General features: G+C 68.9%; 11 protein-coding genes. 2 read left to right on the top strand and 9 right to left on the bottom strand.

Going from position 1 to position 12,127, the window contains the following annotated elements:
• The first annotated feature begins 77 nt into the window (after nt 1–77).
• Both ACIQF0_RS36470 and ACIQF0_RS36465 read left to right on the top strand, forming a co-directional pair.
• The gene (locus tag ACIQF0_RS36470) at nt 78–566 is read left to right on the top strand and encodes a SigE family RNA polymerase sigma factor (RefSeq protein ID WP_360047836.1); all 489 of its coding nucleotides are present in this window, start codon (nt 78–80) and stop codon (nt 564–566) included.
• Entirely contained in the window at nt 557–1,783 is a 1,227-nt protein-coding gene (locus ACIQF0_RS36465) for a hypothetical protein (protein ID WP_401037422.1), read from the top strand. Before ACIQF0_RS36470 ends, ACIQF0_RS36465 begins: the two co-directional genes overlap by 10 nt.
• Here the strand turns inward: ACIQF0_RS36465 and ACIQF0_RS36460 are convergent.
• The 9 genes from ACIQF0_RS36460 to ACIQF0_RS36420 all read right to left on the bottom strand — a co-directional run bounded on the left by ACIQF0_RS36460 (nt 1,780) and on the right by ACIQF0_RS36420 (nt 12,070).
• The gene (locus tag ACIQF0_RS36460; protein ID WP_401037419.1) at nt 1,780–3,510 is read right to left on the bottom strand and encodes an ABC transporter ATP-binding protein; all 1,731 of its coding nucleotides are present in this window, start codon (nt 3,508–3,510) and stop codon (nt 1,780–1,782) included. The two genes, ACIQF0_RS36465 and ACIQF0_RS36460, sit on opposite strands and share 4 nt — an antisense overlap.
• Nucleotides 3,507–5,012 (bottom strand): ABC transporter transmembrane domain-containing protein, encoded by a 1,506-nt coding sequence (locus ACIQF0_RS36455; RefSeq protein ID WP_401037417.1) that lies wholly within the window; start codon nt 5,010–5,012, stop codon nt 3,507–3,509. Before ACIQF0_RS36455 ends, ACIQF0_RS36460 begins: the two co-directional genes overlap by 4 nt.
• A 16-nt stretch (nt 5,013–5,028) precedes the next feature.
• Nucleotides 5,029–6,195 (bottom strand): aromatic acid/H+ symport family MFS transporter, encoded by a 1,167-nt coding sequence (locus ACIQF0_RS36450; protein WP_360047843.1) that lies wholly within the window; start codon nt 6,193–6,195, stop codon nt 5,029–5,031.
• Between the two features lie 165 nt (nt 6,196–6,360).
• Entirely contained in the window at nt 6,361–7,797 is a 1,437-nt protein-coding gene (gene atpD / locus ACIQF0_RS36445) for a F0F1 ATP synthase subunit beta (protein WP_360047844.1), read from the bottom strand.
• Complete coding sequence (locus ACIQF0_RS36440) at nt 7,790–8,704, bottom strand: F0F1 ATP synthase subunit gamma (RefSeq protein ID WP_360047845.1); 915 nt, start codon at nt 8,702–8,704, stop codon at nt 7,790–7,792. The genes atpD and ACIQF0_RS36440 overlap by 8 nt, the downstream gene beginning before the upstream one ends.
• An 8-nt stretch (nt 8,705–8,712) precedes the next feature.
• On the bottom strand, nt 8,713–10,359 hold the full coding sequence (atpA, locus tag ACIQF0_RS36435; RefSeq protein ID WP_401037413.1) for a F0F1 ATP synthase subunit alpha: 1,647 nt from the start codon (nt 10,357–10,359) through the stop codon (nt 8,713–8,715).
• Between the two features lie 46 nt (nt 10,360–10,405).
• Nucleotides 10,406–11,239 (bottom strand): F0F1 ATP synthase subunit delta, encoded by an 834-nt coding sequence (locus ACIQF0_RS36430; protein ID WP_401037554.1) that lies wholly within the window; start codon nt 11,237–11,239, stop codon nt 10,406–10,408.
• 3 nt (nt 11,240–11,242) lie between these two features.
• The gene (locus tag ACIQF0_RS36425; RefSeq protein WP_401037410.1) at nt 11,243–11,791 is read right to left on the bottom strand and encodes a F0F1 ATP synthase subunit B; all 549 of its coding nucleotides are present in this window, start codon (nt 11,789–11,791) and stop codon (nt 11,243–11,245) included.
• Between the two features lie 24 nt (nt 11,792–11,815).
• Nucleotides 11,816–12,070: an ATP F0F1 synthase subunit C gene (locus tag ACIQF0_RS36420; protein ID WP_093592708.1), complete on the bottom strand. Its 255-nt coding sequence runs from the start codon at nt 12,068–12,070 to the stop codon at nt 11,816–11,818.
• Nucleotides 12,071–12,127: the final 57 nt, after the last annotated feature.

Here is a 12,127-nt window from a genome sequence, read left to right as displayed (position 1 = left end):
CTGAGTCTAAACGGTCGCCTGACAACCTTGCCGCCCCGCCCGGTGTCAGTACCTTCGACGACCGCCGAAGGGGGGACATGCAGGACTTCGAGGACTTCGTGGCGTTGCGCTCGCAGGCACTGTTGCGCACCGCCTACCTGCTGTGTGGCGGAGACAAAGGCGCCGCTGAGGACATTCTGCAGGACGTCCTCATGAGCATGTACGGCAAGTGGCGCCGGATCAGGACCTCTCCCGAAGCCTACGCACGCGCCGCGCTGGCCAACGCGGCCGCGAACCGCTGGCGACGGCGTTCGCGCAAGCCGGAGGCACCGCTGGAACTGGGGGCGGTCCCCACGGCTCACGGCCACGAGCAGCAGGTCGTGGACGCGGACAGCGTGGTGCGTGCGCTGGCGCAACTGCCGAAGAAGATGCGCGCCGTTCTGGTGCTGAGGTTCTTCGACGACCTCAGTGAGGCCGAGACCGCCCGCGCGCTCGGCTGCGGCCTCGGCACGGTCAAGAGCCAGACCTCGCGCGGCCTCGCCCGCATGCGGGAACTGATGGGTGAGCAGGTGCTGACGTGGAACTGAAGCAGGCAATGGAGGCCGCGACCTCGGAACTGGACGTGCGGCCGGGATTCGTGGGGGACGTGATGGCCGGGGGACGACGAAGGCACACGCGCAAGCTCGTGACGGTGACCGCGGCGGTGGCGCTGCTCGCGGGCGTGACGACGGGAGCCGTGCTGATGCGGTCGGCAGAACTACCGGCAGATCCGCGGCTGACCGCGGCGACGACCGGGCCGCTCGCCGGCGACGCCGAGTTCATCGCGACCGCGTCGCACCTGTGGAGTGAGGCGCAGAAGGACGAGCCGTGGAAGCGGGACGAGCCCGTGACCGAAGTCTCATCGAAGCCGAACGTGTTCTGGACCGGGCAGACGCCGACCGGTCCCGCGGCCCTGGTCGCGCAGGAGGTGCGGGTGCGGACCTCCGAGCACCCCGCGACGCTCGTCGGCCTCGTGGCCGACGGCAAAGTGGTGGACCGCGAGGTCGTGCTCTCGGAGGCGCGGGACCGCGAGGCCGGGCTCTACCGCTTCGGCCCCGTCGGCGACCAGTACGTGGTGCTGACCCTCGGCAAGACGGTGTCCTGGTCGCAGAATCCGAAGCGCGGCCCCGACCACCGCCTGGCCCGCACCTGGGCCTCCGCGCCCCACGACGAGGACGGCGTGGTCTTCACCGTCGCCCCGATCGACGAACGGCCTGTGTTCGTGCGCGGCGACTCCGTGCCCCAGCCCGACGACTTCACCCAGGCCGCGATCATCACCGGCGACCTGAAGCCGGACCAGCAGTTCGTGCCCCATCCCGGCCTCGGCTGGAACGGGCGGTTCTGCGCCACGGACTTTCCGGAGCAGAAGGGCGCGTGGCCAGGAATGGACGTGACCACGGCGCAGCGAGAACTGCAGAAGCGTGCGCTGCTCGACTACGTCGTCAGCTGGGAGGCGACCAGCGACTGGAGCGTCTGCGCGTGGCTGCCTGACGGCCGCTACGCCCTGATGTTCGAGTCGTACGGCGACCTGTACGGCGCGCTCTACCAGCCGGACGGCACGTTCAGCGCGCCTGTGCTCGGCGGCAAGGCGGTCAAGGGCGAGCCAGCGGTGCTGCCTCTCCCCGACGGCCAGGGCACGATCGTCGCCGACTTCAACGCCGTCATCGGTCCGCAGGAACGCGACCACGCCTGGCTGGCGCCCAGCGGCACCAAGGAGGTCACCGTGCGCCAGCAGGGCGTTCCCAAGGTGGTCCAGCTCCCCTAGGTGCCGTGCCACGAACGCCAGAGCGTCGCGTAGGTGCCGTCCCTGGCGACCAGATCGTCGTGCGAGCCCAACTCCACGACCCGACCCGCGTCGACGACCGCGATCCGGTCGGCGTCGCGCGCGGTCTGCAGCCGGTGCGCGATCGCGATCACCGTGCGGCTCTCCCGCACGGCCGCGATCGCGCGCTCCGCATGCCGGGCCGTGGCCGGGTCGAGCGAGGACGTCGCCTCGTCCAGCACGAGCGTGTGCGGATCAGCGACCTCGACCCGTGCGAGCGCGAGTTGTTGTGCCTGCGCCGGATCCAGTTCCACCCCGCCCGCGCCCAGAACCGTGTCGAGGCCTTCCGGTAACTCTTCGAACCAGTGCGCGCCCACGGTGCGCAACGCTTCGAGCAGCCGTTCGTCCGGCGCGTCCGGAGCCGCCATCGCGAGGTTCTCCCTGACCGTGCCGATGAACACGTGATGTTCCTGCGTCACCAGCACGATCCGCTGCTCACCGGCCGCCGCGAGATCCGCGACGGGCACTCCGCCGACGAGCACCGAGCCCTCGGCCGGCCGGTCCACCCCCGCGATCAACCTGCCCAGCGTCGACTTGCCCGCACCGGAGACGCCGACGATCGCCAGCCGTTCTCCGGGCTGCACCACGAGATCGACGCCGTGCAACACCTCGTGGCCGTCCACATAGGAGTAACGGACACCGCTCACCTCGATGCGATCGCCGTCCGGTTCCCTGACGGACGCAGGCGATTCGACGTGAGCCCCGATCCCCTCGATGCGTGCGAACGACGCGCCACCGCGCTGCAGGAACTCCACCCAGAACAGAATGCGGTCCATCGGCTCGACCAGCCGCCACACCCACAGCACCGCCGTGATGACGACCTCGATCCGCATGCCGTCGGCCGCGTAGAGGAAACCCCCGGCGACAAGCACCAGCGCGGTCGGCAGCATGTTCACGAAGGTGGTCACCGGGAACAGCACGTTCCTCAGCCGGAGAGTTCTCAGCCGTGCCCGGTACGAGCGCGCGACGATGCCGTCCGCGGCCGCCACCATCCGATCACGCAGCCCGTACGTCTCGATCGTCCGGCTGCCCTCGCCGACCGCCGCGGACATCTCCGCGACGTCCCCATTGGCCTCGCTCTCCGCGAGGTACGCGTCGCGCGCACGGACCAGGTACCAGCGCACCACCCACACCACGAACGGCATTCCTGCCAGCGAGACGAGGCCGAGCACCGGGTCCAGCCAGAACACCGCGACGAACACGACCAGGAGGTGCGTCGCGCCCGCGAGCACCTCGGGCACGCTGTCCCGCAACGCCTGCCCGACCGTGCCGACGTCACTCGTCACGCGCGTGAGCAGATCACCGGTGCTCAGCCGGTCCACCACCCGCGCGGGCAACGCCAGCGTGCGCGTCACCGCCTCCTCGCGCAACGAGGCCAGAAACCGCTCACCGAGCCTGGCCGTCAGCAAAGCGCTGTACCGCACCAGCAACAGGTGCACCACGGCCGCGCCGAGCACCCCCAGCGCGAGGCCGTCCACAGTGGACAGCGTCAGGGACCCTTCCTCCACCCCGCCGACGATCTTGCCGAGCAGGTACGGCCCGACGAGCCCCGCCAGCGCCGAGAGCGCGGTGAGCACCAGCACCACGGCCAGCGCGGGCCGTTCACCCCGCAGCAACCGCACGGCCGCCCGCCGCACCTCGCGACGGTCCGCGATGGGCAGCCTCGTCATCGGCTCTCCTCCAGGTGCACGACCTGATCCGCCTGCCCCGCCCACAACGGTGACGACGACACGACGACCGTGGTCCGTCCCGAGCGCCTCTCCCGCACCCTCTTCGCCACCACGGCCTCGGTCACGGCGTCGAGCGCGGACGTCGGCTCCACCAGCACGAGCAGTTCCGGTTCGCTCAGCAACGCCCGCACGAGCCGCAGGCGTTGCCGCTGGCCGCCGGACACGTTGCGCCCCTGCGACTCCAGGTGCGAGTCGAGCCCGTCCGGCAACGCCTCCACAACGTCCATCGCGGCCGCCGCGTGCAACGCCGCGTCGAGCTCGTGATCACCGTGCTCCCCCACCGACACCGCCTCGCGCACCGTTCCCGCGAACAGGTAGTCGTCGTTGTCCGCCACCACCGCGGGCAGCCGTTCGACAGCCTCCCTGGCCAGCGTCGCGTTCGCCGAGACGACCACGGTCAACGCGCCGGTCTTCACGTCCAGCTGCTCAGCACCGTCGTCCTTCTCCTCCGGCCTCAACCGGAGCACGTCCACGACCCTCCCCGCCGACACCAGCGCTCGGGGAATCGCGTCCGCCCCCTCCAGGAAGAAGCTGACCGGCACGGTGAGCGTGGTGACGTACAGGTACACCGCGACCATCTCCTCGACCGAGATGGCTCCGCTCACCACCATCCGCGCCACGATCCACGTGACCACGGCGAGGAACAACGCCGGCAGCCCCCACGTCAGCGCCTGCACCCAGCTCAGCCACGCCGACACCCGGTACCCGTCGCCGAGGACCTCTGTGGACGTGGCCCGGAACCGCGCCTCGAACGCCGGCTTCCCACCGATCCCCGACAGCACCCGCAGGCCGCCCACGATGTCGCCCGCCTGTGAGCTCAGCTCCCCCTGCCGCTGCCGATACCCGGCCTCCACGGCGTGCAGCCGATGCAGGACGGGCCCGGTGATCACAGCGAGCACCGGCACGCCGAGCAGGACGACGACCGCGACCAGCGGTGAGATCCGCACCAGCAACACGGCCGTGGCGACGTACGCGACCACCGCCCCCACTCCGGGCCCGGTACTGGTCAGGGCGTGCGCGATCCGTGCCGTGTCCCCGTTCTGCAGGTACGTCAGCTCCCCGGTGGACAGCTTGCGCCGCACCACACCACCGAGACGCGTCACGTGCCGGACGACGAGCTGCGCCGTGCGCAACGAGGCGTCGGTCCGCACCAGCGTCATCGTGCGATGCCGGCCGATGAAGATCAAGGCCAGCGTGGCCGCCACCGCGAGCAGGGCGGCGCACCACCACACCAGCGCGACGCGGTCTCCACCTCGCAGACCGTCCTCAATGGCCTGAGAGATCAGGTAAGGCGGCAGGATCAGCCCGCACATCGACAACGTGCCCCACCACGCCCCGGCGAGCACCCGCCCGCGCTGAGCGAGCACCAGCCACCACAGGTACCGCCAGGGCGAGCGCAGATCCGGGTCTCCCGGATCGTCGTACGGGGCATGTCGGGCCATGCACCTGACCTTGCCATCAGCCGGGCTGCGCCACGACCGATTTCGCCTTCAGCCCAATCGCACCAACGGCCGTTGCGCCCAACGCAGCAACGAACGCGAACGCGTAGAAGCCCCACGGGTGCGCCAAACCAGCCGTGAGCAACGCGCCGCCCAACAGCGGCCCACTGATGGCGCCCAAGCGCCCAACGCCCGCGGCCCACCCGATGCCGGTGGCCCGGTTCTCCTCGTAAACCCGCCCCGCGTAGGCATAAACGAGCACCTGCGCGCTGAACACGAAGAACCCGGCGAGAAGCACGGCGACGTACACCCCGAAGCCGGGCAGCTTGATGCTCAGCAACGCCAGGAACACCACCGCCGCCGCGAACCACCCGATGGCCGCGGGCCTGATCCCGATCCGGTCCGCCACCGCGCCGGCGACCAGAAGTCCAATCACCGCACCGATGTTGAGCGTCAGCAACAGCGCGAGCGCCGTTCCGAGTTCGTACCCGGCGCTGCGCATGATCTGCGGCAGCCAGGTGTTGAGCCCGTACACGAGCAGCAGCCCCATGAACGAGGCCACCCAGAACGCGATCGTGGCCTTGCGCAGGCCCGGCTTGAACAGCGACCCGACCGCCTCCAGCGCGGGAGCCCTGCGCGCCACCGTCTCCGGCAGGTTCCTGACCATCAACGGGATCAGCACCAGCGCGGGCAGCGCCCCCACGACGAACAGGGACCGCCAGCCGAGTTGCGGGATCAGCACGATCCCCAGCAGCGCCGTGATGACCGCACCGACGTGATAGCCGGTCATGATCAGCGTGGTGGCCCGCCCGCCCTGCTGCGGCCGGGCCTCGTTGACCAGCGCGATGGCCGTGGGCAGACATCCGCCGAGCCCCAGCCCGGCGAGGAACCGCAGGATCCCGAACGTCGTCGCGTCCGGCGCGAACGCACAGGCCAGCGTGAACACGGAGAACCCGGCCACGGCGTAGATCATCACCTTGCGCCGCCCGATGACGTCGGTGATGGTTCCGATGATCAGCGCGCCCAGCATCATCCCGACCAGCCCGGCGGTGGACACCGCGCTGGCGCTCGCCGTCGTGAGCAGCTTCTCCTGCAACAGCGAGGGAATCACCGTGCCGAGCACCACGAGGTCAAAGCCGTCGAGCAGGACAGCGGTCCAGCACAGCGGCAACACCCATTTGTTCACGCGCACTTCCTCCTCGCTGAGGCCTGGTGATGCCGAGCATCGTGCGACGTCAGGGCCCTGCGCCGGGAGTGCGATTTCCATCCACCGGAAACGTCATGTGCTCCGGACATGACGAAGGGCCGCCCCTCCACAATGGAGGGACGGCCCTTCGGAAGTCAGCGAGCCTCAGTTACCGGCAAGCTTCTTGGCGTTGGCCTCGACGTCGTCCAGCCCGCCGCAGGAGAAGAACGCCTGCTCCGGGTAGTGGTCGAACTCGCCCTTGCACACGCGGTCGAACGCCTCGATCGTGTCCTTGATGGGCACGAAGGAGCCGGGCTGACCGGTGAACTTCTCGGCCACGATGAAGTTCTGGCCGAGGAAGCGCTCGAGACGACGGGCGCGACCGACGAGGACCTTGTCCTCCTCGGAGAGCTCGTCCATACCGAGGATGGCGATGATGTCCTGCAGCTCCTTGTACTTCTGCAGGATTCGCTTCACCTCCTGGGCGACCCGGTAGTGCTCCTCGCCGACGATCGACGGCTCGAGGATTCGAGACGACGACGACAGCGGGTCGACGGCCGGGTAGATGCCCTTCTGGGAGATCGGACGGGAAAGCTCCGTCGTCGCGTCCAGGTGGGCGAAGGTCGTCGCCGGGGCGGGGTCGGTGTAGTCGTCCGCGGGCACGTAGATGGCCTGCAGCGACGTGATCGACCGGCCGCGCGTCGAGGTGATGCGCTCCTGGAGCTCACCCATCTCGTCGGCCAGCGTCGGCTGGTAACCCACGGCCGAAGGCATGCGGCCCAGCAGGGTCGACACCTCGGAACCGGCCTGGGTGAACCGGAAGATGTTGTCGATGAAGAGCAGCACGTCCTGGTTCTGCACGTCGCGGAAGTACTCCGCCATCGTGAGAGCGGACAGCGCGACGCGCATACGCGTGCCGGGCGGCTCGTCCATCTGACCGAAGACGAGAGCGGTGTCCGCGAGAACACCCATCTCTTCCATCTCGAGCAGCAGGTCGGTGCCCTCACGGGTGCGCTCACCGACGCCGGCGAACACCGACGTACCGGAGAACTCACGCGCGATACGGGTGATCATCTCCTGGATGAGCACCGTCTTGCCGACACCCGCGCCGCCGAACAGGCCGATCTTGCCGCCCTTGACGTACGGGGTGAGCAGGTCGATGACCTTGATGCCGGTCTCGAGGATCTCGGTCTTGCCCTCGAGCTGGTCGAAGGCGGGCGCCTTGCGGTGGATGCCCCACTGCTCGCCGTCACGGCCGAGGCCGGGGACGTCGAGGCAGTCACCGAGGGCGTTGAAGACGTGGCCCTTGACGACGTCGCCGACGGGGACCGAGATGGCCTTGCCGGTGTCGGTCACGGTCGCACCGCGCACCAGACCGTCGGTCGGCTGCATCGAGATGGTGCGGACCAGGTTGTCGCCGAGGTGCTGCGCGACCTCGAGGGTCAGCGTCTTGGCGACCGCCTCGAAGGTGATCTCGGCGTGGCAAGCGTTGAACAGCTCCGGCACGGCGTCGCGCGGGAACTCCACGTCGACGACCGCACCGATCACCCGGACCACACGGCCGGTGCGGGTGGTGGTGGCAGTAGCACTCATGTCACTCATCACTTCCTGCGCCACCGGTAAGCGCGGAGGCGCCACCGACGATCTCGCTGATCTCCTGGGTGATCTGGGCCTGACGGGCCGAGTTCGCCGCCCGGCTGAGGTTGCGCACGAGCTCCGTCGCGTTGTCCGTCGCCGCCTTCATGGCCGTACGACGAGCTGCCGACTCCGAAGCCGCCGCCTCCAGCATGGCGGAGAACAGCCGCGTCTTCACGTACTTGGGCAGCATCGCTCCGAGCAGCGCTTCCGCACTGGGCTCGAAGTCGTACACCGCGCGCGGGCCCTTGGGGGTCTCACCGGTGTACTCGACGTCCATCGGCGCGATCCGCCTGGCGGTCGGCGTCTGGCTCAGCATGGACTTGAACTCCGTGTACACGACGTGGATCTCGTCCACGCCCTGTGCACCGTTCTCCGTGCCCTCCAGGAACGCCTCCACCAGCGCGTCACCCGCCTCGACGGCGTTGACGTAGTGCGGGGTCTGGGAGAACCCGCTCCACGACGCGGTGACCGCGCGGCGGCGGAAGTTGTAGAACCCGATGGCCTTGCGGCCGGTCGCGTACAGGACCGGCTCCTTGCCCTCGGACTTGAGCAGCTCGATCAGCTGCTCGGCGGCCTTGAGAACGTTGGAGTTGTAACCACCGCACATGCCCTTGTCGCTGGTGACGACGAGGACAGCGGCGCGCTTCGGGTTCTTGCGTTCCGTCAGCAACGGGTGGTCGAGGTTCGCCGAGGCCTCGGCCAACGCGGAGAGCACGTTAGTGATCTCGTCCGCGTAGGGGCGCGAGGCCGCGACCCTGGTCTGCGCCTTGGCGAGGCGAGACGTGGCGATGAGCTCGTACGCCTTCGTGATCTTCTTGGTCGAGTTGACCGTTCGGATCCGCTGGCGGAGCTCCCGAATCTGTGCGCCCATGGCTCAGATCACTTCTTGGTGGGCTCGGGCTTGTGGACCTTCACCGACTCCTGGGCGACCTTGTCGGCGTCCATCGCCTTCTCGGGCGCCTCGTTGACGATCGTCGTGCCGTCCGAAGCGGTGAACTGCTTCTTGAACTCGGCCACGGCGGTGACAACGCGCTTCTGCGAGTCCTCGGGGAACTTCTTGGTCTCCACGATGGAGCTCAGCAGGTCCGCGTGGTTGCGGCGCAGCGAGTCCTTGAAGTCGGCCACGAAGCGACGGATGTCGGCGACGGGGACGTCGTCCAGGTGACCCTTGGTCGCCGCGAAGATCTCGACGACCTGCTCCTCGACGGGCACCGGGGAGTACTGGCCCTGCTTGAGCAGCTCGACCAGACGGGCACCGCGGTCCAGCTGGGCGCGCGACGCGGCGTCGAGGTCGGACGCGAACGCGGAGAAGGCCTCCAGCTCGCGGAACTGCGACAGGTCGAGACGCAGCGAGCCCGCGACGTCCTTCATCGCCTTGATCTGCGCGGCACCACCGACGCGGGAAACGGAGATACCCACGTTGACGGCCGGACGCACACCGGCGTTGAACAGGTCGGACTCGAGGAAGCACTGACCGTCGGTGATCGAGATGACGTTGGTCGGGATGTACGCCGACACGTCGTTCGCCTTGGTCTCGATGATCGGGAGACCCGTCATCGAACCGCCGCCGAGCTCGTCCGACAGCTTCGCGCAACGCTCGAGGAGACGCGAGTGCAAGTAGAAGACGTCGCCGGGGTAGGCCTCACGGCCCGGCGGGCGGCGCAGCAGCAGCGAGATGGCGCGGTACGCCTCCGCCTGCTTGGTCAGGTCGTCGAAGATGATCAGGACGTGCTTGCCCTGGTACATCCAGTGCTGGCCGATGGCGGAGCCGGTGTACGGCGCCAGCCACTTGAAGCCGGCCGAGTCAGAAGCGGGGGCGGCGACGATCGTCGTGTACTCGAGTGCGCCCGCCTCCTCCAGCGCGGCCTTGACGCCCGCGATGGTGGAGCCCTTCTGGCCGATGGCGACGTAGACGCAGCGGACCTGCTGCTTCGGGTCGCCCGACTCCCAGGCCTTCTTCTGGTTGATGATCGTGTCGATGCAGACCGCGGTCTTGCCGGTCTTGCGGTCGCCGATGATCAGCTGACGCTGACCGCGGCCGATCGGGGTCATCGCGTCGATGGCCTTGATGCCGGTCTGCATCGGCTCCGACACCGGCTGACGCTGCAGCACGGACGCCGCCTGCAGCTCCAGGGCGCGGGTGTCGTCCGCGACGATGTCACCGAGGCCGTCGATCGGCGTGCCCAGCGGGTTGACGACGCGACCGAGGAAGCCGTCGCCGACCGGCACGGACAGGACCTTGCCCGTCCGGCGGACCTCCTGGCCCTCTTCGATCTTGTCGAAGTCACCGAGGATGACCGCACCGATGTTGCGGACCTCGAGGTTCAGCGCGACGCCGAGGACGCCGCCGGGGAACTCGAGCAACTCGTTGGTCATCGTGCCCGGAAGGCCCTCGACGATGGCGATGCCGTCGTAGGTCTCGGAGACGGTACCGACCTCTTCCCGGGAGACCTCCGGGGAGTAGCTCGAGACGTACTTCTCGATCGCACTGCGGATCTCGTCCGACGAGATCGTCAGCTCCGCCATGTCGTTCCTGCTCTCACTTCTTCGTTCTTGGGAAAGGGCTCGGGGGCTAGCTGGCGAGATTGCGGCGCAGTGCCGCCAACCGGCCGGCGATGCTTCCGTCGATGATCTCGTCGCCGATCTTGATCGTGAGGCCGCCGCCCAGTGCGGGGTCGACCTCCACGTGCAGCGCGATCGGGCGCGAGTAGATCGTGGTCAGCGTCGCGGTCAAGCGGTCGACCTGCTCGGCGGTCAGCGCCACCGCGGACCGGACGTGCGCGACGGAACGCTGACGGCGCTTGGCCGCCAGGTCGGCGAGCTCGGAGAGCCCGTCCGCCACACGCACCCCACGCGGGTTGCGGACCAGCTGGTCCACCAGCGTCTTGGTGACCGGGCTGACCTTTCCCTCGATCAGGGAGTCGACCAGCACGACCTTGCCGGAGGCGTCACCGGCGGGGTCCGCCAGCAGCAGCTCGAGCTCGTTCGAACCAGCAACGATGCGGCCGAGCCGGAACAGCTCGTCCTCGGTCGAGTCGAGCTGACCGTCGCGCTCGGCACGCACCAGCAGCGTGGTGCGGGCGAGCGACTCGACACCGTCGACGAGCTCGCGCGGGCTGGACCAGCGCGCGGTCACGACAGCGACCAGCACCTGCAGCGTCGCGTCGCTCACCTTGCCCGCGAACAGGCCGTTGAGCAGCTGCTCACGACCAGCGGCCTCGGACGAGGCGTCGGCGAGCGCGCCGCGCAGCGACCGCTGTCCGACCAGCAGGCCGAGCACGGCGAAGAGCTCCTCGCCGAGCTTGGCGAGGTCGTCCGTCGACGTGGTGGCGTCGGCCAGCTCCAGCAGCCGCAGTTCCGCGGCTGCCAGAGCTTCACGACTTGCGGCATGCAACGTCATCGGCAGCCTCTACTTGCTCGCGGGCGCCGCGACGGCGTCCAGCTCGTTGAGGAAGCGGTCGACGGTGCCACGGCGGCGGGTGTCGTCCTCGAGGGACTCGCCCACGACCTTGCTCGCCAGCTCGACAGCGGTGCGACCGAGGTCGGCACGCAGCTCCGCGACGATCTGGGCGCGCTGAGCGTCCAGCTGGTGCTGGCCCTGCGCGATGATGCGCGAGGACTCGGCCTGCGCCTGCTCACGCAGCTCCTCGACGATCTGCAGGCCCTCGGCCCGAGCGTCGTCGCGGATGCGCGCGGCCTCGGCGCGAGCCTCGGCCAGCTGCTCCTTGTACTGCTCAAGAGTGCGCTGAGCCTCGGCCTGAGCCTGCTCCGCCTTCTCGATGCCACCCTCGATCTTGGCCGTCCGCTCCGCGTACAGCGCCTCGAAGCGCGGCGACACGAACTTCTTGACGACGAAGAGCAGGAGCAAGAACGCGACGAGACCGAGGATGATCTCTGCCGGATGCGGGATGACGGGATTGACCTCGTCCCCCGCAGCCAGGATCAGGGTGTCGTACACGACGTCTCCTAACGCGTTGAAGGGTTAGGCCGCGGCGGTCGCGATGAAGTAAACGACGAAGCCGATCAGCGCGAGGACCTCGACGATGGCGAAGGTGGTCCACGCGAGGCCGAGCAGCACGCCGCGGGCCTCGGGCTGGCGGGCGGTGCCGCTGATGACCGAGGAGAAGATCAGGCCGACACCGATGCCGGGGCCGATCGCGGCGAGGCCGTAACCGATGGCCGCAAGACCCGGGTTGATGTTTCCGTCGAAGGCCTGGGCGATCTGGAGAGCGCTCACTGTTGCTGTTCCCTTTCCAACTCGGCCCGCGAGTGTTCGCGGATCGGAGGCTTTGTG

Origin of the sequence: Lentzea sp. NPDC092896 (assembly GCF_044754905.1) — a bacterium.
GTDB lineage: Bacteria > Actinomycetota > Actinomycetes > Mycobacteriales > Pseudonocardiaceae > Lentzea.
This window is presented reverse-complemented; position numbering and strand designations above follow the sequence as displayed.